General features: G+C 71.9%; 19 protein-coding genes. 8 read left to right on the forward strand and 11 right to left on the reverse strand.

Annotated features, from left to right (window positions below):
* Positions 1-46: 46 nt before the first annotated feature.
* The 5 genes from IE258_RS02985 to IE258_RS03005 form a co-directional block, all read right to left on the reverse strand.
* The gene (locus IE258_RS02985) at positions 47-2,389 is read right to left on the reverse strand and encodes an ABC transporter permease (RefSeq protein WP_189738555.1); all 2,343 of its coding nucleotides are present in this window, start codon (positions 2,387-2,389) and stop codon (positions 47-49) included.
* Positions 2,386-3,075, reverse strand: a complete 690-nt coding sequence (locus IE258_RS02990; protein ID WP_102927099.1) for an ABC transporter ATP-binding protein — start codon at positions 3,073-3,075, stop codon at positions 2,386-2,388. The genes IE258_RS02985 and IE258_RS02990 overlap by 4 nt, the downstream gene beginning before the upstream one ends.
* Positions 3,072-3,596 carry a PadR family transcriptional regulator gene (locus IE258_RS02995; RefSeq protein WP_003973941.1) on the reverse strand — a complete coding sequence of 175 codons (525 nt, stop codon included), beginning with the start codon at positions 3,594-3,596 and terminating at the stop codon, positions 3,072-3,074. Before IE258_RS02995 ends, IE258_RS02990 begins: the two co-directional genes overlap by 4 nt.
* Positions 3,597-3,768: 172 nt before the next feature.
* On the reverse strand, positions 3,769-4,047 hold the full coding sequence (locus IE258_RS03000; protein ID WP_189738558.1) for a type II toxin-antitoxin system antitoxin: 279 nt from the start codon (positions 4,045-4,047) through the stop codon (positions 3,769-3,771).
* Positions 4,044-4,982, reverse strand: a complete 939-nt coding sequence (locus IE258_RS03005) for an SPFH domain-containing protein (RefSeq protein WP_159324143.1) — start codon at positions 4,980-4,982, stop codon at positions 4,044-4,046. Before IE258_RS03005 ends, IE258_RS03000 begins: the two co-directional genes overlap by 4 nt.
* Before the next feature lie 248 nt (positions 4,983-5,230).
* Here IE258_RS03005 and IE258_RS03010 point away from each other — a divergent pair, with 248 nt between their 5' ends.
* Positions 5,231-7,555 carry a transglycosylase domain-containing protein gene (locus tag IE258_RS03010; protein ID WP_189738560.1) on the forward strand — a complete coding sequence of 775 codons (2,325 nt, stop codon included), beginning with the start codon at positions 5,231-5,233 and terminating at the stop codon, positions 7,553-7,555.
* Positions 7,556-7,638: 83 nt separating this feature from the next.
* Here IE258_RS03010 and IE258_RS03015 read toward each other — a convergent pair whose 3' ends face one another.
* The 4 genes from IE258_RS03015 to IE258_RS03030 all read right to left on the reverse strand — a co-directional run bounded on the left by IE258_RS03015 (position 7,639) and on the right by IE258_RS03030 (position 14,068).
* Entirely contained in the window at positions 7,639-9,822 is a 2,184-nt protein-coding gene (locus IE258_RS03015; protein WP_189738562.1) for a SpoIIE family protein phosphatase, read from the reverse strand.
* Between the two features lie 297 nt (positions 9,823-10,119).
* The gene (gene fomD, locus IE258_RS03020) at positions 10,120-10,830 is read right to left on the reverse strand and encodes a cytidylyl-2-hydroxypropylphosphonate hydrolase (RefSeq protein ID WP_159324145.1); all 711 of its coding nucleotides are present in this window, start codon (positions 10,828-10,830) and stop codon (positions 10,120-10,122) included.
* 89 nt (positions 10,831-10,919) lie between these two features.
* Positions 10,920-12,323 (reverse strand): class II fumarate hydratase, encoded by a 1,404-nt coding sequence (locus IE258_RS03025; RefSeq protein ID WP_189738565.1) that lies wholly within the window; start codon positions 12,321-12,323, stop codon positions 10,920-10,922.
* 77 nt (positions 12,324-12,400) lie between these two features.
* Positions 12,401-14,068 (reverse strand): fumarate hydratase, encoded by a 1,668-nt coding sequence (locus tag IE258_RS03030; protein ID WP_189738568.1) that lies wholly within the window; start codon positions 14,066-14,068, stop codon positions 12,401-12,403.
* A gap of 200 nt (positions 14,069-14,268) precedes the next feature.
* Between IE258_RS03030 and IE258_RS03035 the strand changes: the two genes are divergently transcribed.
* Both IE258_RS03035 and IE258_RS03040 read left to right on the forward strand, forming a co-directional pair.
* On the forward strand, positions 14,269-14,949 hold the full coding sequence (locus IE258_RS03035; RefSeq protein WP_189738572.1) for a DUF1707 SHOCT-like domain-containing protein: 681 nt from the start codon (positions 14,269-14,271) through the stop codon (positions 14,947-14,949).
* Between the two features lie 105 nt (positions 14,950-15,054).
* Positions 15,055-15,432, forward strand: a complete 378-nt coding sequence (locus IE258_RS03040) for a WhiB family transcriptional regulator (protein ID WP_052840899.1) — start codon at positions 15,055-15,057, stop codon at positions 15,430-15,432.
* A gap of 349 nt (positions 15,433-15,781) precedes the next feature.
* Here the strand turns inward: IE258_RS03040 and glpX are convergent, their stop codons facing one another.
* Positions 15,782-16,813 carry a class II fructose-bisphosphatase gene (glpX, locus tag IE258_RS03045; RefSeq protein ID WP_030145768.1) on the reverse strand — a complete coding sequence of 344 codons (1,032 nt, stop codon included), beginning with the start codon at positions 16,811-16,813 and terminating at the stop codon, positions 15,782-15,784.
* Between the two features lie 135 nt (positions 16,814-16,948).
* On the opposite strand from glpX, the gene IE258_RS03050 reads away from it, so the two are divergent.
* Positions 16,949-17,473, forward strand: a complete 525-nt coding sequence (locus tag IE258_RS03050) for a DUF4245 domain-containing protein (protein WP_159324418.1) — start codon at positions 16,949-16,951, stop codon at positions 17,471-17,473.
* Between the two features lie 108 nt (positions 17,474-17,581).
* Here IE258_RS03050 and IE258_RS03055 read toward each other — a convergent pair whose 3' ends face one another.
* On the reverse strand, positions 17,582-18,172 hold the full coding sequence (locus IE258_RS03055; protein WP_003973928.1) for a malonic semialdehyde reductase: 591 nt from the start codon (positions 18,170-18,172) through the stop codon (positions 17,582-17,584).
* Between the two features lie 321 nt (positions 18,173-18,493).
* On the opposite strand from IE258_RS03055, the gene IE258_RS03060 reads away from it, so the two are divergent.
* The 4 genes from IE258_RS03060 (at position 18,494) to IE258_RS03075 (ending at position 23,211) form a co-directional block, all read left to right on the forward strand.
* Complete coding sequence (locus IE258_RS03060; RefSeq protein ID WP_229891916.1) at positions 18,494-19,768, forward strand: nucleotide sugar dehydrogenase; 1,275 nt, start codon at positions 18,494-18,496, stop codon at positions 19,766-19,768.
* The gene (locus IE258_RS03065; RefSeq protein WP_189738578.1) at positions 19,765-21,228 is read left to right on the forward strand and encodes a glycosyltransferase family 2 protein; all 1,464 of its coding nucleotides are present in this window, start codon (positions 19,765-19,767) and stop codon (positions 21,226-21,228) included. Before IE258_RS03060 ends, IE258_RS03065 begins: the two co-directional genes overlap by 4 nt.
* A 100-nt stretch (positions 21,229-21,328) precedes the next feature.
* Entirely contained in the window at positions 21,329-22,861 is a 1,533-nt protein-coding gene (locus IE258_RS03070) for a polysaccharide deacetylase family protein (protein ID WP_229891917.1), read from the forward strand.
* A 131-nt stretch (positions 22,862-22,992) separates the two neighbouring features.
* A complete protein-coding gene (locus IE258_RS03075; RefSeq protein ID WP_164458779.1) occupies positions 22,993-23,211 on the forward strand; it encodes a DUF4287 domain-containing protein in 219 nt (72 codons plus the stop codon).
* The last annotated feature ends 3 nt before the right edge of the window (positions 23,212-23,214 follow it).

Consider the following 23,214-nt stretch of genomic DNA (forward strand, 5'->3'; position numbering starts at 1 on the left):
CGCCCGGTGCGGCGGTCGCTCAGTCACTCCTCGTACGCCGGTGCGGCTACTCCGTCCGCAGCCCCTCCGGCCGCATCAGCCGCAGCAGCGGCGGCAGGCTGCACAGCGTCACCACCAGGACGACCGCGGCGCCGATGCCGGTCATGGACAGCACGCCGGTCCAGTCGACGCCGACGGGGGTGCCCGTCATCTTCAGCAGTACCGTGCCCAGGGTCAGGCCCACGACCATGGAGAGCACCAGACCGAGCACGATGGGAATCGCCGTCTGCCACAGCACCGACAGGCTGAGCGTGCGGCGCCGGGTGCCGAAGGCGACCAGGGCCGACAGCAGCTTCTTCCGCTCGCGCAGCTGCTCGAGCTGGGAGACCAGCAGACTGGCGCCGATCAGCGCCAGCACGCACGCCGCCCCCACGAAGAGACCGGTGCGGATGGCGTCGAACCGGTCGGTCCGCTCGGTCTCCGCCCAGGTCACGGTGTCCGACAGGGGATCGATGGCGGCCGAGGTGTTCCGTACGAGGTCCTGCACGTCCGCCACCGACTGGTCCACCTTGAGGTAGGCGTGCCCGTCCAGCGTCGGCCCGAGCGCGTCCGGCAGCGCCCCCGGCGTGATCAGGAAGCCGCCCCGGTCGGTCCCGGCGACCAGCCCCGGACGCGCCTTCGCCGTCTTGATGCCCTGCGGCACCGTCCAGGGGACCGACTCCCTCGTCGGGCCGCCCTCGTAGGTCGGGTCCGAGTACAGCTTCCGGCCGGGCGCTGCCAGCTTCGACATGTCCTCCCCGGTGTCCCACTCGGCACCGTGAACGGCGAACACGTCCCCGTCCGCGCACGAGGGCAGCTCGGAGACCTCCCGCAGCGACGCGCAGTCGCCCACGGTGATCATCGTGCCGTGCTCCGGGTCCCGGGGGCGGTCGCCCAGGTAGCCCTCGGAGAAGGCGTAGACCGCCCGCACGCCCTTGGTGTCGCGGAACTTCTCGGCCGCCGAGGTCATCGGGACCCCGCTCGACAGCTGTGCCTCCATCTGCGCCCGCGACACGTCCTGCCCGGTGGACTTGGTGTAGTCGTCGTCCACACCGGCGAACAGCATCTGCAGGGCGATCGCGCCGGCGACCGCCACCGCGATGCCGTTGACCATGCGGGCCGCCGTACCGCTGCTCAACTGGAGCCTGCGCACGGCCAGCTGCCAGGCCACGCCGCCGGAGCCGAGCCGGGCGACGGTGCTCTCCACGATCCACGGCAGCAGCGCGGTCACGCCCACCAGGAGCAGGACGACCCCGCCGGTCACCAGGTACTGGTTGAAGTCGCCGTTGTCGCGGCCGTTGCCGATCATCGGGTAGAGCATCGCCAGTCCGGCCAGCGGCAGCAGCAGCCGCCACCACAGCCTGCGCCGGGCCGGACGGCCGGCGCGCACCACGCCGAGCGGTTCGATGACGACCCCGCGCAGCGCGAACAGCGTCACCAGCACCGCAGCCGCGGGCACCGCCACCGCGACCAGCAGGGCCAGCAGCGGCGAGGGATTGAGATAGCTGGGGAACACGCTGATGCGGAAGACCTCGGCGCTGCCCGCCAGTTGCCGCCCGACCATGAAGAACCCGGCGCCGAAGACCAGCCCGAGGAACGCGCCGGCCATGGCCTCACCGGCGGCGATGCGCCGGGTCATGCGACTGTCGGAGCCCACCAGGCGCAGTGCCGCGAGCCGCCGGTCCCGCCGCTCGCCGCCGAACCGCACGGCGGCGGCGATGAACACCGCGACCGGCATCAGCAGCACCACGAAGACGACGAGGATCAGCAGGAGCAGTACCGGGTCGGAATCCTCCTCCCCGGGGTTCGGGTCGCCGAACCGGTCGATGCGCTCGATCCGGCCCGGGGTGATCTGCTCCGCGAGCCCCTCCGCGCCGCGGTAGTAGGCGAGTTCGGCCGAGCCGATCAGCCCGTCCTCCGCGATCGTGCCGACGATCCGGTCCGGCAGCCGCTCGCGCAGCAGCGCGCCGGAGTCCGACTCCAGCAGCTCCTTCAGCGCGGGGGAGACCACCATCTCGCCCACCGCCGGGAACTTCTCCACCCCCGGCGGCAGCGGTGCCCGCGGCCCCTCGGGCTCCAGGGCCCGGCCCCGGACGTCGTCGTCGCGGAAGTAGTCGTCGACGCTGGCGAGCACGAGCGTGTCGTTCGCCTTCGGCATCGGGTCGGAGGCGAAGGTGATGTCGGAGCGCGCCGCCTCCCGTTCGTGGCGCACGCCGAGGGCGTTCGGGATCGCCGTCGTCAGCAGCAGCAGGGCCACGCCGAGCCCGACGCCGACGGCGGTCAGCACGGCCCGGGTCCAGCCCTCGCGGCCGCCGGTGAAGGCGAAGCGGACGCCCAGCGTCAGGTCGGCCGCCCACTGGCGCACGTTCATACGACCCGCTCCATGTCCCTGGACTTGCCGTCCCGTACGACGATCTCGCGGTCGGAGTAGGCGGCCACCCGCGCCTCGTGCGTGACCAGCACGACCGCGGCGTTGGTGGAGCGGGCGGCGTCCGTGAGGAGTTCCATCACGCGCTCGCCGTTGAGGGAGTCCAGCGCGCCGGTCGGCTCGTCCGCGAAGAGCACCCGCGGGTTGGTGACCAGCGAGCGCGCCACCGCGACCCGCTGCCCCTGGCCGCCGGAGACCTCGCCGGGCCGCTTCTTCTTGAGGTCGTCGACCTCCAGCCGCTCCATCCAGGTCAGCGCGGCCCGCTCGGCCTCCTTGCGGGAGGTGCCGTTCAGGCGCAGCGGCAGGGCGACGTTCTCGACGCAGGTCAGCTCCGGCACCAGCTGGCCGAACTGGAACACGAACCCGAAGTCCGAGCGGCGCAGCGCACTGCGCTGGGCGTCGGACATCGCGGACAGCTCGCGCCCGTTGTACGTGATCGTCCCGGAGTCGGGCGTCACGATGCCGGCGAGGCAGTGCAGCAGCGTGGACTTGCCGGACCCGGAGGGGCCCATGACGGCGACGACCTCGCCGGGGTGGATGGAGAACTCGGCGCCGTCGAGGGCGAGGGTGGGGCCGTAGGCCTTGCGGAGCTGGTCCGCCGAGAGCAGGGAGCCTGCGGGGGGAGTCATCGGGTTACCGCCTCACGGAGCTTGTCGAGGCGCGCGGCGGTCAGTTCCAGCCAGCGCAGGTCGGCCTCGAGGTGGAAGAGGGCGTGGTCGCAGATGAGCTGGTCGGCGAGGTCGCCCTTGCGCTTGCGGTCGGTGAGGATGCGCATGCTGCGCAGGTGCTCCGAACGCTGGGTGTCGAGGATGTCGGCGGCGTCGCGGTGGGTGAGCAGCGCGAGGACGACCTTGGTGTACAGCGTCGACTGGAGGTACGGCTCGGGCTTCTCCGGCGTGGCGAGCCACCGCTGTACGTCGGTGATCCCCTCGTCGGTGATCGCGTACCGCTTGCGCTCGGGACCGCCGCCCGCCTCGATGCCGTCGACCACGACGAGGCCGTTCTTCAGCAGGCGGGACATCGTCGAGTAGACCTGGCCGTAGTGCAGCGGCCGGTCGTGACCGAACTTCTCGTCGAAGGCGCGCTTGAGGTCGTAGCCGTGGCGCGGCCCGGACTCCAGGAGCCCCAGGAGGGTGTGACCGATGGACATGCGGAGCACTCTACACACGGTGTATACGCCCCATGTATACGCACCGTGCAGAGATCGTGGCGACGGGTTCATCATGGCCACAGGGATGCAGGTCGGAGGCGATTGTCACGGTTCCGCTACGACGGAGGCCGCACCTCCGCATCGCTGCGGTGGTGCGGCCCGCGCGGTGCGGTCACGGTGGTGGCGCCGCCCCCGGGTCGCCGCCCCTCGGCGGGCGGCCGCGGCGCGGCAGCGGCCCGGTGTCGCCGGGCAGCCGGCCGGCCTCCGCAAGCGCCCTGCGGAGCAGGAACTCGATCTGGGCGTTGGCCGAGCGCAGTTCGTCGCCCGCCCAGCGGGCCAGTGCCTCGTACACCTGCGGGTCGAGTCGCAGCAGCACCTGCTTGCGCTGCCGCGGCCGACGCGTCGGTGCCGGGTCCTCGGACGGCGCGGAGCCCTCGGACGGGGTCGTCACTGGTAGAGCGTCCCCGTGTTCAGCACCGGCTGGGCGGCGCGGTCCCCGCAGAGCACGACCATCAGGTTGGACACCATCGCCGCCTTGCGCTCGTCGTCCAGCTCCACGATGTCCTGCTCGCTGATCCGGGCGAGCGCCGCCTCGACCATGCCGACCGCGCCGTCCACGATCTGCCGCCGCGCCGCGACCACCGCGCCGGCCTGCTGCCGCTGGAGCATCGCCGAGGCGATCTCCGGCGCGTACGCGAGGTGCGTGAAGCGGGACTCGATGATCTGCACGCCGGCCGCCTCCACGCGCGCGTGCAGCTCGACGGCGAGCTTCTCGGTGATCTCCTCGGCGTTGCCGCGCAGCGAGAGGCCGTCCTCGTCGTGGGCGTCGTAGGGGTACTCGATGGCGATGTGCCGCACGGCCGCCTCGGTCTGGGTGGAGACGAACTCGACGTAGTCGTCGACCTCGAAGGTGGCCTGCGCGGTGTCCTCCACCCGCCAGACCACGACCGCCGCCAGCTCGATGGGGTTGCCGTAGGCGTCGTTGACCTTCAGGACGGCCGTCTCGTGGTTGCGCACCCGGGTCGAGATCTTGGTGCGGGAGGTGAAGGGGTTGACCCAGCGCAGGCCGTCCTGCCGGATCGTCCCCCGGTACCGCCCGAAGAGCTGCACCACGCGGGCCTCGCCCGGCGCCACCATGTTCAGCCCGCACATCGCGAGGAAGGCGGCCAGGGCGATCACGATGCCCGCGATGATCAGCACCGCCTTCCCGCCGGTGGAGGCGACCGCGGTGGCGGTGACGATCAGGCCGGCCCCGACCAGCAGCCCGACCAGCCCCAGCAGCAGCGCGAAGCCGCCGCCGATGCTGTGTGCCTGGTTCTCGCGTACCCGGGGTGTCGGCATCTCGGGCACATCGGCGGTGACCTGCGGGGCATCGTGCGTGGACATGGGTGGTCCCCCGTTCTCTCTTTGCTGGCAAACTGATATCACTTTACCCGACGATCACAACCCTGAACCCCTCTCGTACGTCGGTTCCTATGGAACGGGTGCTGATTCTCACGTCCGTACAAGGCTGGATCGGTTGCCGTTTGTCACATCTCCCGGTGTTAGCTTTCTGAGCTGACCTGAGCGACGAACCTGTGTGACGCGTGAGCGAGACGTGCCCACAGATGACCGAAGCGGAGCGGATCGGATCCATGGGACGAGCGGAAGAGAGAAGAGCGCGACAGCGCGGTGGACGCCGCGCGGCGCCGAAACGCCGCCGTTCGTCGGGCGCGGCCCAGGGCGCGGGCGGGAAGAGCCGGATACGCCGGCTGTTCACCTGGAAGAAGATCCTCGGCACCTTCTTCGGCCTCTGCCTGCTCGGCATGGGCGCCTTCATCGTGCTGTACATGATGATCGACATCCCCGAGGGCAACCCCGAGGCCGAGCTGCAGAGCAACGTCTACAAGTACAGCGACGGCAGCATCATGGCCCGCACCGGCGAGCGCAACCGTGAGATCGTCGACCTCGCCAAGATCCCCAAGGACGTCCAGCGCACCTTCGTCGCCGCCGAGAACAAGACCTTCTACAGCGACGCCGGCGTCGACCTCAAGGGCACCGCGCGCGGTGTGCTCAACACCCTCTCCGGCAAGGGCGCGCAGGGCGGTTCGACGATCACCCAGCAGTACGTCAAGAACTACTACCTGACCCAGGAACAGACGGTCTCGCGCAAGCTGAAGGAACTGGTCATCTCCCTGAAGCTGGACCGGGAGAAGTCCAAGGACTACATCCTGGCCGGCTACATCAACACCAGCTACTACGGCCGCGGCGCGTACGGCATCCAGGCCGCCGCCCAGGCGTACTACCGCGTCGACGCCGAGGACCTGACGGTCGAACAGGGCGCGTACCTCTCCGCGTTGCTCCAGGCGCCGAACCAGTACGACTGGGCGATCGCCAGCGAGACCGGCAAGAAGCTCGTCCAGCAGCGCTGGAACTACGTCCTGGACAACATGGTCGAGCAGAAGTGGCTGAGCGCGGGCGACCGGCAGGGCATGAAGTTCCCGACGCCCAAGGAGCCGAAGGCCGCCGCCGGGATGGACGGCCAGACCGGCTACCTGGTGGACGCGGCCAACTTCGCGCTCAAGAAGCAACTCGTCGCCCAGGGCGCCGCCGAGGACATGGAGCAGGCCAAGGCCCTGGTGGACCTCGGCGGCTACACCGTCACCCTCAACATCGACAAGAAGAAGCAGGCCGCGCTGGAGAAGGCGGTCAAGGAGAAGCTCACCAGCAAGCTGGACCCCGACAAGCGCAAGGTCGACGCGGACGTCCAGGCCGGTGCCGCCTCCGTCGACCCGAAGACGGGCTCCGTCGTGGCGATGTACGGCGGCGTGAACTACCTGAAGCACTTCACCAACAACGCCACCCGCGACGACTACCAGCCCGCGTCCACCTTCAAGCCGGTGATCCTCGCCGCCGCAGTGGACCACGACGCCGAGACCCAGGACGGCGTGCCGATCACGGCCAACACCTTGTACGACGGCGACAGCGAGCGCCCCGTGATGGACGGCGACCAGGAGGTCGGCTTCGCCCCGCCCAACGAGGACGACAGGGACTACGGCGAGATCGACGTCCAGGAGGCGATGAACAAGTCGGTCAACTCCGTGTTCGCGCAGATGGGCATCGACGTCGGCATGACCGAGGTCATGAAGGTCGCGGGCGAACTCGGCATGGACACCGAGGGCGAGCAGGCCGTGCCCGCGCAGACCCTGGGCAGTATGGGCGCCAGCCCGCTGGAGATGGCCGGCGTCTACGCCACCCTCGACAACCACGGCAAGAAGGTCACCCCGGCGATCGTGAAGGCGGTCGAGCACAAGGACCGCACGATCGAGATGCCCGACCCCATCGGCGAGCAGGTCATCAGCCGGGAGGCCGCCGACACGGTCACCTCCGTGCTCACCGGCGTGGTCGACGACGGTACGGCCAAGACGTCCGTGCGGGAGAACCCGCTGCGGGACGGTCAGCAGGTGGCCGGCAAGACCGGTACGTCCGACAACAACAAGTCGGCCTGGTTCACCGGCTTCACCCCGGGCCTCGTCACCTCGGTCGGCCTGTTCGGCGAGGACGACAAGGCACCACACCCGCAGGTCCCGATGTACAAGGCCGCCGGCGTCGACTACCGCGTCAACGGCGGTGGCCCCCCGGCGGAGATCTGGGCCGCGTACACCTTCGGCGTCATGGACGAGGTCACCAAGTTCAAGCTGGACACCAAGCAGGGCGCCGCGGTGAAGCCCAGCAAGTCGCCGTCCACCTCACAGTCGCCGACCCAGTCGCCGACCCAGGAGGAGACGACCGAGGCACCGCCCCCGTCCAACGATCCGACGACCGAGGCACCCCCGTCGAACGATCCGACGACCGAGGAGCCGCCCGAGTCGCCGACGCAGTCGCCGTCGAACAGCCCGTCCACCGAGCCACCGCCGGACGGCGGAGGGTCCACGGAGCCGGAGAATCCGGACTTCCCCGGCGGGGACTGGCAACCGTAGCCGCGAGCGGTCGCGGACACGCGCGAAGGGGCGCCCGGTGCTCACCGGGCGCCCCTTCGTCGCTGCTGCTCTTCGACCGCTCCTCAGCCGCGGTTCAGCTCGAACCACACCACCTTGCCGGTGCTCAGCCGTGTGGCGCCCCAGCGCCGGGCCAGCCGGTTCACCAGGTACAGCCCGCGCCCGCCCTCGTCGGTGGCGCGGGCCTGCCGCAGCCGGGGCAGCTGCGGCACGTCGTCGCCGACCTCGCAGCGCAGCACGTCCGTGCGCAGCAGCCGCAGGGTGACCGGTTTCGACGCGTACCGCACCGCGTTGGTCACGACCTCGCTGACGAGCAGCTCCACGGCGTCCGTGAGGTCCTCCATGCCCCAGCGGGCGAGCGCCCGCCGGGCCAGGCGGCGGGCCTTGCCCGGGGCCGCGTCCTCCGGATCCAGGAACCAGTACGAGACGTCGCTGGGCGCGATGCCGTCGAAGCGGGCGGCGAGCAGGGCGATGTCGTCGTCCCGGTCGCCCGGGCCGAGCATGTCGAGCACCTCGTCGCACAGGGCTTCCAGGGGCGGCGGATGGTCGGGACCGGTGAGCTGCGCGGTCGCCGCCAGCCGCTCCCGCAGCTGCTCTATGCCGGTCCACACGTCCCGCAGCCGGGACTCGACCAGCCCGTCCGTGTACAGGAGCAGGGTCGCGCCCGCCGGGGCGTCCAGCTCCACGGCCTCGAAGTCCACCCCGCCCACCCCGATCGGGGCACCGGCCGGCACCCGCAGCACCTCGGCGTGGCCGCCCAGGTGCAGCAGGACGGGCGGCGGATGGCCCGCGTTGGCGACGGTGATCCGGTGCGCGACCGGGTCGTACACCGCGTACAGGCAGGTCGCCATCCGGTCGGTGCCCAGGCGCTGCGCCTGCTCGTCCAGGTGGTGCAGCACCTCCTGCGGCGGCAGGTCGAGCCCGGCCAGGGTCTGCGCCGTGGTCCGCAGCTGGCCCATGATGGCCGCCGAGGTCATGGAGTGGCCCATCACGTCCCCGACGACCAGCGCGACCCGGCTGCCGGGCAGCGGAATGGCGTCGTACCAGTCGCCGCCGACCCGTGCGGTCTCGGCGGCCGGGAGGTAGCGGGAGGCCAGCCGCACGCCGGTGCAGCGCGGCAGGTTCTCCGGGAGCATCGTGCGCTGCAGCTCGTCGGCGATGTACGCCTCGCGCCCGTACAGCACCGCCTTGTCGATGCCCAGCGCGCTGTGCGTGGCGAGTTGCGCCGCCACCAGCAGGTCGTCGGCCTCGAAGGCGATGCGCTCCGGGCCGCGCAGGAACAGCGCGGCGCCGATCACCCGGCGGCGGCCGCGCAACGGGGCGAGGATCGCCCTGCGGCCGTCGGGCAGCGCGAAGTCCCGTTCCTCGCCCAGCAGTTCCGGCAGCGCGGCGCGGGCGGCGGGCGTGTCCGTGAACACCGGGCGCACCCCGCGCAACACCTCGGCCAGCGCGCTGCCCGGCCGCACCTCGCACAGCTCGGCGCCGACCGTCTCCAGCTCGGAGGGCTCCGGCTGGGGCGCCGGGGTGAAACCGCCCTCGGTGTCCCGCTCGGCCGGTATGCGGTCGGTGCGCCGCAGCCGCAGCACCAGGGGGCCGGTGGGCCGCTCGTCGCCGACCGGCAGCGGCTCGCGCAGGTAGACCAGGATGGCGTCCGCGAACGTGGGCACGGTGGCCCGGCACAGCCCCATCACGATCTCGTCGAGGTCCATGCCACGGGCGATCCGCCGGGTCGCGGCGCCCACGAACCGCAGCCGGTCCCCGTCCCGCCGCATGGGCGTGGGCCGGCCGGGCGCGGTGGGCTGTCCGGTGCGCCGGTCCGGCTCCGGCGGCGCGTCACGGCGGCCGGGGTCCGGCGCGCCGGAGTCCGGCCGCACGAGACCGGCCTGCCCGCCGCCCGCGGACACCTCGCCCGGGGCGACGCCACCCGGGGCGACGCCCGCCGAGGCCGTGTCATCCGACGGCGCACCGCCCGGCTGCTCGCCGTCCGGCTGGGCCGGGACGCCCTCGGACGTGGGCCGTGGCCGGTGTGTGTCCGGCTCGGCGGCCTGCTCGGCGCCCGGCTGGGAGTGCTCGAAGGCCCCCGGGGAGCCCTCGCCCGCGGCGGGCGGCGACTGGCCGGCGCCCCCCTGGGCCGGTAACGCGGACCCGGAGGCCCGCGGCGGCACGGGGGTACGCAGGAGCGCCCCGCGGGGATCCGTGGGGTCGGCGCCCGTCGAGGGGCGGTCGAAGGAGGTCGGGTGCTCCGTCACGCGTGTCGAATCCGTCCGTCCGGGACTGCGCGCGGCGCGTGCAGTTCGTCCCGCAGAAATCCCGATACCCGCAATCCGTGCCCAAGGAACGGGGTTCCCGCGTGGTCAGAGGCTGTTCCTGTGTCACCGGCGGACCGTCTGCGGTCCGTCTGCGTGTTGCCCTCGTACCCCTCGCTCACGTCCTGCCGCCCCTCGGTGACGATCGGTCAAGCACAGCGCACGCTCCGCCGGTTGCCGCTGCCGCGCTCTTTGCGGAGGACGATCCTACGTTTCCTGCCGGGGGGCACATCAAGGGTCTCATGAGGAGACGTGCGCGGGCGTGCGATCCCAGTCGCCCGGCAGGGGCGGTACCGGCCACGCGGGATCGGGGCGCCAGTGCTCCCAGCCGTCGGCGAACGGGGATCCCCAGGCGCGGATCTCCGCGACCGCGGCCCGGCCCGCCCGGCGCACCCGCTCGGCCGACGCCGGGTCCATCAGCCGGTCCCGCTGGGCCTGCGCGAACTCGTCCTCGTCCCGCCAGTGCCAGCTGCGGTCGGGGTGCACCGAGATGTCCAGGAAGTGGTCCTCCGAGTCGACCCCGCCCTCCCAACGGGTCAGCGGCTCCTCCAGGTTCACGTACCAGTTCTTGAACCGCCAGCCCGGATCCCAGAACAACCACACCGACCACGCCTCGCCGGGCCGCGCCAGCTTCAGCACGCCCGTGCCGAACCACCGGTCGCGCTGCACGGTGCGCGGCTTGGTGTAGCGCGTGGCCAGCGGCTCGAGGTGCACGGGCGTGCCGTCGGCCAGGACCGGCTTCACGCACTCGGTGCCGGGCGCCAGCCACACGGCGAGCAGTTCGGCGTCGTCCCGTACGACGGTGACGGGGCGCGCGATGTGGACGTGCGGTCCGCCGTTCTCCCGGTACCGCCACAGGATCCGGCTGCCGGGAGCCCAGTGTTTCACCGGGCCCGCCGGACCGTCCGCTCCCGGCCCCGCCGTCGCGCTCACCGCTTCTCCATCTGCCATGGAGAGATATTAGGTGCCATGGCCAATCGACGCGCCGAAGATCGCGGGAGCGTGCGCCGGCGTACGCGCCCCGGCCGCGCCGGGACTCCTCACGGGCGGGTCATCCGCAGCACGTCCAGCGCCTCGTCCAGCTGTTCGTTCGTCAGGTCGCCGCGTTCGACGTACCCGCCCTCCAGCACGACCTGACGGATCGTCTTCCGCTCGGCCAGCGCCTTCTTGGCGACCTTGGCGGCCTCCTCGTACCCGATGTACTTGTTGAGCGGCGTGACGACGGAGGGGGACGACTCGGCGTACTCGCGGGCCCGTTCGCGGTGCGCGACGATCCCGTCCACGGTCCGGTCGGCCAGCAGCCGGGAGACGTTGGCCAGCAGCCGCACCGACTCCAGCACGTTCTTGGCGATGACCGGCAGCATGACGTTCAGCTCGAAGTTGCCGGCCGCTCCGGCGGCGGCGACCGTCGCGTCGTTGCCGGTGACCTGGGCGGCGACCATGAGGACCGCCTCGGGGATCACCGGGTTGACCTTGCCGGGCATGATGGACGACCCCGGCTGGAGGTCGGGCAGCGAGATCTCCGCGAGCCCGGTGCGCGGCCCGGACGCCATCCACCGCAGGTCGTTGGCGATCTTCGTGAGCCCGACGCCGATGGTCCGCAGCTGCCCGCTGGTCTCGACGATGCCGTCCCGGGCGCCCTGCGCCTCGAAGTGGTCGCGCGCCTCGGTCAGCGGCAGCCCGGTCGCGCGGGCCACCTCCTCGATGACGGCCGCGGAGAAGCCGGGCGGGGTGTTGATGCCGGTACCCACCGCGGTGCCGCCCAGCGGCAGCTCGGCGAGCCGGGGGAGCGACGCCCGGAGCCGCTCGATGCCGTACCGCACCTGGGCCGCGTACCCGCCGAACTCCTGGCCCAGGGTGACGGGCGTGGCGTCCATGAGGTGCGTACGCCCCGACTTCACCACGTCGGCGAACTCCTCCGCCTTGCGCTCCAGCGCGCCGGCGAGGTGGTCCAGGGCCGGGATCAGGTCGCGGGTGACGGCGGCGGTGGCGGCGATGTGGATCGAGGACGGGAAGACGTCGTTGGACGACTGGGAGGCGTTGACGTGGTCGTTGGGGTGCACGTCCCGGCCGAGCCGCTCGGTGGCCAGGGTGGCGAGGACCTCGTTGGTGTTCATGTTGGACGAGGTCCCGGACCCGGTCTGGAACACGTCGACGGGGAAGTGCTCGTCCCACTTCCCCTCGGCCACCTCGGCGGCCGCCTCCCGGATGGCCCCGGCGACGTCCTCGTCGAGCACCCCCAGCTCGGCGTTGACCTTGGCAGCCGCGCCCTTGATCCGCGCGAGCGCCTCGATGTGCGCGCGCTCGATGCGCTGCCCGGAGACCGGGAAGTTCTCCACCGCCCGCTGGGTCTGCGCGCGCCACTTGGCGTGGGCGGGCACCCGCACCTCGCCCATCGAGTCGTGCTCGGTGCGGTACTCGGTCCTGTCCTGCTCGTCGGCCATCGACGATCACCTCCACGTGTCACAGCGTCCGCGCCGGGACCACTGTTCCCCGTGGAGGCGAATCGTCACCGCCCTTGTCAGGCGAGTCCGGGACCGCGTACCGGAATGGACGTGAACGTCGGCGCGGGCGCCGGGTCCTGGAAGAAGTCGTTGCCCTTGTCGTCCACCACGATGAACGCCGGGAAGTCCTCGACCTCGATCTTCCAGACCGCCTCCATGCCGAGCTCCTCGTACTCGACGACCTCGACCTTCTTGATGCAGTCCTGCGCGAGCCGGGCCGCGGGGCCGCCGATCGAGCCCAGGTAGAAGCCGCCGTGCGTGTCGCACGCGTCGGTGACCTGCTTGCTCCGGTTGCCCTTCGCCAGCATCACCTTGGAGCCGCCCGCCGCCTGGAACTGCTCCACGTAGGAGTCCATGCGCCCGGCGGTGGTCGGACCGAAGGACCCGGACGCGTACCCCTGCGGCGTCTTCGCGGGACCCGCGTAGTACACCGGGTGGTCCTTCAGGTACTGCGGCATCTCCTCGCCCGCGTCCAGCCGCTCCTTGATCTTGGCGTGTGCGATGTCGCGGGCCACGACCAGCGGACCGGTCAGCGACAGCCGGGTCTTGACCGGGTGCCTGGTCAGCTCGGCGAGGATGTCGTCCATCGGCCGGTTGAGGTCGATCTTCACGACGTCACCCGCCTCGTCGAGGTGCTCGTCCGTCGTCTCCGGCAGGAACCGGGCCGGGTCGGTCTCCAGCTGTTCCAGGAAGACGCCCTCCGCGGTGATCTTCGCGACGGCCTGCCGGTCGGCCGAGCAGGACACGGCGATGGCGACCGGGCAGGACGCCCCGTGCCGGGGCAGGCGCACCACACGCACGTCGTGGCAGAAGTACTTGCCGCCGAACTGCGCGCCGATGCCGATCTTCTGGGTCAGCTCGAAGACCTTCTCCTCCAGCTCCTTGTCCCGGAAGCCGTGCCCGAGCGCCGAGCCCTCGGCCGGGATCTCGTCCAGGTAGTGCGCGGAGGCGTACTTCGCGGTCTTCAGCGCGTACTCCGCCGACGTGCCGCCGACCACGATCGCCAGGTGGTACGGCGGGCAGGCGGCCGTGCCGAGCGAGCGGATCTTCTCCTCCAGGAACTTCATCATGGAGGACTCGTTCAGGACGGCCTTCGTCTCCTGGTAGAGGAAGGACTTGTTGGCCGAGCCGCCGCCCTTCGCCATGAACAGGAACTTGTAGGCGCCGCCGTCGGTCGCGTACAGCTCGATCTGGGCCGGGAGGTTGGAGCCGGTGTTCTTCTCCTCCCACATGGTCAGCGGCGCCATCTGCGAGTAGCGCAGGTTCAGGTTCTTGTACGCGTCGTAGATGCCGCGGCTCAGGGACTCCTCGTCGCCGCCCGCCGTGAGCACGTTCTGGCCGCGCTTGCCCATGACGATCGCCGTGCCGGTGTCCTGGCACATCGGGAGCACGCCCGCCGCCGCGATGTTGGCGTTCTTCAGCAGGTCCAGGGCGACGAACTTGTCGTTGCCGGACGCCTCCGGGTCGTCGATGATGCGGCGCAGCTGCGCCAGGTGCGCCGGGCGCAGATAGTGCTGGATGTCGTGGATGGCCTCCTCGGCCAGCTTGCGCAGCGCCTCCGGCTCCACCTTGAGGAAGGTCCGCCCGTCGGCCTCGAACGTGGAGACACCCTCGGCGGTCACCAGCCGGTACGGAGTGGTGTCCTCGCCCTGGGGGAGCAGATCGGTGTACGCGAACTCAGGCATCTCGCCCATTCCTCACTCGACATCACGCGCGGCTGGATTCCTCAGCAACGACGGCTGGCCTCCATTGGCAGCGCCAACCAGCGTAAAACCTGCCCGTGACGCCGAGCGGGTGAGGTAAGACTCAGTTGGCGGCTTCGGGCCCGCGACAAGGTTGTCCACGGGGCTAGTCGCGATCTATCGCGTTTCGGTACGCTACTGCCGTGGACCTTCACAAGCACGCCCCCGCCGCACCGCGCACCACCGAGCTGCGCGCCTCGGACGCCGACCGCGACCGCGTCGCCGACATGCTGCGCGAAGCCCTCGCCGAGGGACGGCTCACCGCCGACGAGCACGCCGAGCGCGTCGAAGGCGTGCTGGCCGCCAAGACCGTCGGCGAGCTGGACGTCTTCGTGCGGGACCTGCCCGCCGCCCACCGCGGCCGGGACACCACCGCCGCGGCCCCCCACCGCCCCACCGCCGGCGCCATCCCGGCGGAGCCCGACGAGAACGTGGTGGCGGTCTTCAGCAGCGCCGTCCGCAAGGGCCGCTGGCGGGCGAACCGCCGCATCCACGCCTACGCGGTCTTCGGCAGCGTCGAGATCGACCTCAGCGAGGCGGTCTTCGAGTACCAGCAAGTGGTCATCAAGGCGTTCTCCGTCTTCGGCAGCGTCGACGTGCGCGTCCCGGAGAACGTGTCGGTGCGCGGCGCGGGCGGCAGCGTGCTCGGCAGCTTCGAGGTCCACACCGCCGACTCCGGCGAGCCGGAGGCCCCCGTCATCTACATCGACGGCTGGGCCGTGCTGGGCAGCGTGGAGGCCCGCCCCAAGCGCGGGAAGATCGTCGCGGACATCCTCGACCGCGTGCACCGCCGGGTCGAGAAGGGTTTGCGCAAGCACGTGTAGCGCGGCACCGGCAGCGGTTGCGAACCCAGTGCATAGGCACGCGTACAACGGGTAAGCCTTGACGCATCGTCTCTCGCTAGCGAAGCCGTCGTCAGGAGTAGACCCGTGCTGCAACCGCCGCATTCGTCCCTGCAGGTAGCTGCCGTTCCGGCCCAGCGGGTGCCCGTGCGGGACAGGGACCAAGACGCTCCCTGGCACACCGAGGCGGTGTGCCGGCGCGACGAGGCCGGACTGTTCTTCGCCCCCTCCAAGGAACCGACCGCAGCCCGCCTCTCCCGCGAGGAGGCCGCCAAGCGCGTCTGCGCGCGCTGTCCGGTCATGGTCGAGTGCCGCGAGCACGCCCTGCTGCAGCCCGAGCCCTACGGCGTCTGGGGCGGCCTCACCGCCGCCGAACGCCGCGTGGTCCTGGCCCGGCGCCGCCGCCGCGACGTCGAACTCAAGAAGGCCGCCCGCACGACGGGCCGCATAGCCGCGGCCGGCTAGCACCCAGCCACGCGAAAGGGCACCCTCTCCGCACAGAGGGTGCCCTTCCAACGCCGGGGTCCGCAGCCGACCCGAAAGGGGCGCGGGGCTGTGTCCGATCTGCGGCTCCGCCGCGCGGGCGCGACTGGCGGTGCCTTCTGACGCCGGGGGCTGCAGTCAGCCGAGGGGCGCGGGGCTGTGTCCGATCTGCGGCTCCGCCGCGCGGGCGCGACTGGCGGGGCCTTCTGGCGCCGGGGGCACAGCCGACCCGAAAGGGGCGCGGGGAACTGCGCGACCAGCCACGACGGCGCCGCAGACGCCACGCGACACGCGCCCCCAACTCACTGGGCGCCCCGCGCAACCGACAGAGTCACTTCGCCCGGTCGAAATCAATCGCGCTGTAGGCCCGCAGCTTGCTCAACCGGTGCTCGGAGTCGATCCGCCGCACCGTCCCCGACTTGGACCGCATCACGATCGAGTCGGTCGTGGCCGTCTCCGACCGGTACCGCACCCCCCGCAGCAGCTCGCCGTCGGTGATGCCGGTCGCCACGAAGAAGACGTTGTCCCCGGAGACCAGGTCGTCCGTGGTCAGCACCCGGTCCAGGTCGTGCCCCGCGTCGACGGCCCGCTGCCGCTCCTCGTCGTCCTTGGGCCACAGCTTGCCCTGGATGGTGCCGCCCAGGCACTTCACGGCGCAGGCCGAGATGATGCCCTCCGGCGTGCCGCCGATGCCGAGCAGCAGGTCGATGCCCGTGCCCTCGCGCAGCGCCAGGATGGAGCCGGCCACGTCGCCGTCGGAGATCAGCTTGATCCGGGCGCCGGTCTCCCGGACCTCCTTGATGAGGCCCTGGTGCCGCGGCCGGTCGAGGATGACGACGGTGACGTCCTCGGGCGTGCGCCGCTTGGCCTTGGCGATCCGGCGGATGTTCACGGCGACGGGCGCGTTGATGTCGACGAAGTCGGCGGCCTCGGGGCCGGTGACCAGCTTGTCCATGTAGAAGACCGCGGACGGGTCGAACATGGAGCCGCGCTCGGCGGCCGCGAGCACCGCGATCGCGTTGGTCATGCCGTTGGCGGTCAGCGTGGTGCCGTCGATCGGGTCGACGGCGATGTCGACCTCGGCCCCGGTGCCGTCGCCGACCCGCTCCCCGTTGAAGAGCATCGGGGCCTCGTCCTTCTCGCCCTCGCCGATGACGACGACGCCGTTCATCGAGACGGTGTGGACGAGGGTGCGCATGGCGCGCACCGCGGCACCGTCGGCGCCGTTCTTGTCACCGCGCCCGACCCAGCGGCCGGCGGCCATCGCCGCGGCCTCGGTGACCCGCACCAACTCCATGGCGAGGTTGCGGTCGGGGGCCTCCGAGGGGACGTCCAGCTCGGACGGGAGATGATGCTCGGTCATCGGAACGCACCTTTCTGATACGACGACGGCCGGATGAGGGTGTGGCCACGACTCTATCGTCAGTCCGACAAAATGAGCAGGGGACCCCACGTATGAGCGGATCAGGCACCTGCGACGATAGGGGACGTGGCAGGTATGAAAGGCAAGCAGAAGTCGGCCCGGGACATGATTCTGTCCCTCGGGGTCATCGTCCTCGCGGCGGGCGTGATCTGGATCTTCATCCCGCACGACGACGGCGAACCGGACGTCAAGCGGGTCGACTACCGGGTCGAGCTGCTGACCGCGCAGCGCGCCGCGTCGTACCCGGTGGCGGCGCCGGAGGGGCTGTCCGAGGACTGGAAGCCGACCTCCGTGCGCTTCCGGGGTGACGACTCCGACGCCTGGCACCTCGGGTTCAGTGCCCCGGACGGCGAGTACGTGGCGATCGAGCAGTCCACGAAGAAGTCGTCCACGTTCATCCACGACGCCAGCCAGGGCGCGCGGGCGACGGAGCGGACCGAGGAGATCGGCGGCCGGACCTGGACCCGGTACACGGGCGGCCGGTACGACGCGCTGGTGCTGCACGGCACCGACGACATGAAGGGCGCGACGACCGTGGTGGCCGGCACCGGCTCGTTCGAGCAGCTCGGCAAGATGGCGGCGGCCCTGAAGCTGACGTGACCCGTCGGCCCGCCCGCCGGCCGAGTGGCCGCGGCCCGTCCCGCAGGACATGACGAAGCCCCCGGCGGGGATGCCGGGGGCTTCGTCGCGCGTGCGGTGCCGCGTGCCTCAGACCGTGGTGACGACCTGGTCGTAGGCGAGGCGCGGGGAGCGCGGGAACCAGGCGTCCGGGCCCGGACGGCCGATGTTGACGACCATCAGCGGGGTGTGGTCGTCGTCCAGGAACTCCTTGCGCACGCCCTCGAAGTCGAGGCCGGTCATCGGTCCGGCGGCCAGACCCGCGGCGCGGACGCCGACGATGAAGTACGCGGCCTGCAGGGCGGCGTTCAGGGTGGCCGCGCCCTCGCGGACCGGGCGCTCGCTGAAGAAGGCGTCCTTCGCGGCGGGGAAGTGCGGGAAGAGCTCGGGCAGCTCCTCGTGGAACTCGTTGTCCGCGGACAGGATCGCGACCAGCGGGGCGGCGGCGGTCTTGGGCCGGTTGCCCTCGGCCATGTGCGCGACCAGGCGCTCGCGGGCCTCGGGGGAGCGGACCAGCGTGATGCGCAGCGGCGACTGGTTGAAGGCGGTCGGACCGTACTTGACCAGGTCGTAGATGGCCTGCACCTGCTCGTCGGTGACGGGCTCGTCGGTGAAGGTGTTCGCGGTGCGGGCCTCGCGGAACAGCAGGTCCTGGGCGGCGGGGTCAAGAACGAGAGACATGCGTGAACTTTCTCCGGGGGGATGCGTCGGCTCCGCGCGGCTGTGGGGGCCGGGAGCCGTTGACGCCCACGACACTACGACAAAGAAGTTCAAGCTTCAACCAAAAAGGGAGTGCGGTGATCCGCTTCACACGGCCGCACGAGTGCGCTCGCACAGCCGCGCGAGTGCGCATCACGCAGCCGCACGAGTGAAGGGGCCCTGGCGTGTTCGGCGGCATGTGTGTCGGGGGACTGGGGCTTCCCGGGAGTGCGTCTATATGACGATGTGAAATTCAAGCCAGGTTTTTCGAAGAATGATGTATCCGGACCAACCGTCGCGGTCGTGGGACTCGGCTACGTCGGACTCCCCACCGCGCTCGCCCTGCGCGACGCGGGCGCCACCGTCATCGGCATCGACAACAGCGCGGACCGGCTGCGGGACATCGCCCGCGGAGCCGTGGACCTGCTCCCGCTGCACCACGCCCAGCTCGCCTGCGCCTCGGCCGGTGACGGCTTCCGTCTCACCTCGGACGCCACGGCCGTGCGCGCCGCGGACGCCGTGGTCATCTGTGTGCCGACCCCGGTCGACGCCCGGCGCGAGCCCGACCTCACCGCGCTGTCCGCCGCCTGCGCGTCGGTGGTGGAGCACGCCGTGGCCGGTCAGCTGATCGTGCTCACCTCCACCAGCTACGTGGGCACCACCCGGGACCTCCTGGTCGAACCGCTGCGGGCCCGGGGGCTCACCGCCGACGAGGACGTGTACGTGGCCTTCGCCCCCGAGCGCATCGACCCCGGCAACGAAGAACACACCCCCGAGCGCACCCCACGCCTGGTCGGCGGCGCCGGACCGCACAGCAGCCGCGCGGCCGCTGCCCTGCTGGCCCCGACGGCCTCCGTCGTCCGGACGGTCCCCGACCCCGAGACCGCCGAGATGGCCAAGCTCTGGGAGAACACCTACCGCGCCGTCAACATCGCCCTGGCCAACGAACTCGCGGACGCCTGCCACTCGCTCGGCCTGGCACCGGCCCCCGTGATCGAGGCCGCCGCGACCAAGCCGTACGGCTTCATGCCCTTCTACCCCGGACCCGGCGTCGGCGGTCACTGCATCCCCTGCGACCCGCACTACCTGCTGTGGCAGCTGGGCAAGGCCAGGCAGCAGGCGCCGTTGGTCGCCACCGCGCTCGCGGCCAACAGCGACCGCCCCACGCGGATCACCGAGCGGGCCCTGGACCTGCTGGCGGGCGCCGCCGTCCCGCCGCGGGACGCCCGTGTCCTGCTGATCGGCGTCGCCTACAAGGAGGGCGTGGCGGACGTCCGCGAGAGCCCCGCCCTGGAGATCCTCGCCGGGCTCGCCGGAGCCGGCGCGGACGTCGCCTACTGCGACCCCCTGGTGCCGTCTCTGCGCGTCGGCGCGGACACGCTGCACCACGTACCGGATCCGCACACCCGCCCGTGGGACCTGGTCGTCCTGCACACCGTCCAACCCGTGCACGACCTGACCTGGCTGTGCGCCGCCGACGCCCCGCCCGTCCTGGACACCCGGCAGCGCGGCCCCCTCGCCGGGGCGGCGGAACGTGCCGGGAGCGGCGCGCGTTCCGCCGCCGAGGTCACCGCATGACCGTCCTGCGCCCCGGACCCGGTCCGGGCACCCCGGTCCGCACCGGCGTCCGCCACCGCGTCGGCGGCCGACTCGACGCCCTCGAAGCCGGCGTCCGCCGCGACGTCGTACGGCTGCTCACCCTGCTCGCCCTGCTGCCCCTCCTCCTGCTGCTGGCCCGCAGCGCCGTCCGCCTGCCGCACGCCTTCGACCCGCTCACGCTCTACGGCGTGACCGTGCTGGGCGGCACCGTCTGCCTCCTCCACCTCGCCTACAGCCGCTACGACGACCCGGCCGTACGCCCCCTGCGCCGCCGCCCGCGCCACGCCGAGGCATTCCCGGCGCTCCCCGCGCGGCCCCGGGTGAGCTTCCTGATGGCCGTGCGCAACGAACGCGCGCACATCGAGGACTGCGTGCGCTCCATGGCGGCCGTCGACTACCCGGACCTGCAACTGGTCGTGGTCGACGACGCGTCCGACGACGGCACGGCGGACGTCCTGGAACGCCTCGCCCAGGAGCTGCCGCTCACCCTCATCAGGCTGGAGGAGAACCTCGGCAAGAAGGGGGCGCTGGTCCGTGCCTGCGCAGTCGCCGACGGGGACGTCCTGCTGTTCACCGACTCCGACTGCGTCGTCGCGCCGGACGCCGTACGGCACTGCGTCACCGCCCTGGTCCGGCACCCGCAACTGGGCGCGGTCGGCGGACACTGCCGGGCGCTCAACACCGGCGCCGGACTGCTGGCCCGGGTCCAGGACATCTGGTACGAGGGCCAGTTCCGGATCAGCAAGGCCGCCGAGGCCGCCGTCGGCTCGGTGACCTGCGTCTCCGGACCGCTCGCCGCCTTCCGCCGGGAAGCTGTCTGGAACTACCTGCCCGCCTGGGCCGAGGACCGCTTCCTCGGCGCCCCCTTCCGGTTCGCCACCGACCGCCAGCTCACCGGCTACGTCCTGGGCCAGGCCTGGCACGGTCGCGCGCTCAAGGAGCGGCACGCCGACTCCCCCTTCGTCCGCGAGCACGACTACCCCGAGCTGCGCTGGGAGGTCGGCTACACCCGCTCCGCCCGGGTCTGGACCCGGGTGCCGTCCCGGCCCTCCGCCTTCCTGCGCCAGCAGATCCGGTGGAAGAAGAGCTTCATCAGGAACCTGTTCTTCACCGGGCGCTTCATGTGGCGCCGGGGCCCGGCCGCCGCCGCGCTGTACTACGGGCACGCCCTGTGGGTGATCGCGGCACCGGCCCTGGTCGTCCGGCACCTGGTGTGGGCCCCGCTGCACCTGGCCGGCCTGCTGACCCTGCTCTACCTGAGCGGGGTCGTCCTGAAGGGGTGCGTCTGGGGCCTCGCCTACCGCCTCGACCACCCGGGCGACCGCGCCTGGCGCTGCCGCCCCCTGATGAGTCTGCTGTCCTGCTGCGTACTGGCCTGGCTGCTGCCGTACGCCCTGCTCACACTGCGCCGGAACGTCTGGGCGAGGAGCGCCGCATGAGGATCCTGCTGCGCGGGCTGGGCCGCTCGCTCGCCGTCGGCCTCACGTTCGCCGTCATCGCCCTGGTCTACCTGTTCGTCATCACCCGGGGACGGTGGACGTGACGCGCGACGCTTCCCCCGCAAACCGGCCGGGACGGCCCCTGCTGCGTGCCGCCCTCGGACTGCTCACGGCGGCCGTCGTGGCGCTGCCGTTCACCGTGGCCTGGCACTACGACGCCGCCCGGCGCGCGGTCGCCGAGCAGGCCGCCCCGCCCGCGTCCGGTGCCGCCGGCGCGGCGGCCGGCGCCGAGGCGACGCCCGCCGGGGCTGCGCCGGTCGTCCTCGCCTACCACGACGTCGGCCCCGACGGCCGCAGCCGCTACACCGTCTCCCCGGAACGCTTCGACGCCCAGCTGCGCGCCCTGCGCGAGGCCGGCTACCGCACCCTGTCCACCCGCGAGTTCACCGGCTTCCTGAGCGACGGCCGCCTCCCCGGCCCGCGCACCGTCTACCTCACCTTCGACGACGGCACGCACGGACTGTGGACGCACGCCGACCCGGTCCTGGCCCGACACGGAATGAAGGCGGCGGCCTACCTGATCACCGGACGGGTGGGCACCCACCGGCCGTACTACCTCTCCTGGGCCGAGATCGAACGGATGGCCCGGTCCGGGCGCTGGGACTTCCAGGCCCACACCCACCTCAGCCACGAACGTGCCGCCGTGGACGCCGCCGGACACGAGCGCTCGGCGTTCACCAACCGGCTGTGGCTGGCGGACGAAGCACGCGTCGAGACCCCCGACGAGTACCGGCGCCGGATCGCGGCGGACCTCGACCGGTCGGTCCGCGACCTCGTGGCACACGACCTGCCCCGCCCTCGGCTGTTCGCCTACCCGTTCTCGGAACGGCCGGCCGAGTCCAACCTGGGCGCGCACGGCGCCGACACCCTGCGGTCCATGCTGCGCGCGCGCTTCACGGCCACGCTCACCAACAACTCGGCCCGGCCCCTGCCGGCCGGCCCCCGCGCGGCCGCCGCCGGACAGGTGCAACGGCTGGAAGTCACCAGGGACACCACCCCGGCCGGGCTCCTGCGCGAACTGGCCCGGTGGACCCCGGCGGCGCCGTCCGACGCCGACCGGCCGTTGTCCCACCCGGAGCACTGGCAGACGACCGGCGACACCGGGCGGACCGGACCGGGGACGCTCACCGGCGAGGTCCGTCCCCCGGACGGCACGGACTACGTCTCGGCCGCCTACCGCCCGCTGGCCACCGCCGACTGGCACACCTACCGGCTGCGCGCCACCGCCAACGGGCTGCACGGCACCTCCAACGGCGTCGGCATCACCGTACGCGTGGGCAGCGAGCACCCGGTGGCGCTCTCCGTCGGCCACCACACGGCGAGCCTCACCACGAGCGGGCCGGAGGGCACCGGCGACCGGCGGACCTGCCGGCTCGCTCCCGCCGCCGAGCACCGGATCACCGTGTCGGTGACACCCCGGCGGGTGCGGGTGAGCATCGACGGCGAACCCTGCACCTCGGTCCGCGCCGGCCGGTGGCGGGCGGCGGAGGGCGCGGGAGGGTTCTCGCTCAGCGCGCGCAACGAGAGGGCGGAACAGGGCTGGCCCCGCTTCACCTCACTGAAGGTCGAGTGACGTGAGTCGAGTGACGTGAATCACACGAGGTCGGCGACCACTTCCCTCGCCGACCGCGGTCCTACAGGACACATCGCCACTCGTACTTCTTGTCCCGTACCTCGTACCTCGCACACAGGGAGCGCATCGACATGACCGCCACCGTGAAGGGCCCGGCCAGCTACTTCCCGTCCATCGAGAAGAAGTACGGCCGTCCGGTCGCGGAGTGGAAGGACCTCATCCGCACATCGCCGCTCACGAAGCACATGGAACTCGTCGCCTGGCTCAAGACCGAGCACGGACTGGGCCACGGACACGCCAACGCGCTCGTCGCGCACACCCTGGCCGAGGACACGGCGAAGGACGCCTAGCCG

This window comes from Streptomyces tendae (assembly GCF_014650435.1).
Taxonomy (GTDB): domain Bacteria; phylum Actinomycetota; class Actinomycetes; order Streptomycetales; family Streptomycetaceae; genus Streptomyces; species Streptomyces tendae.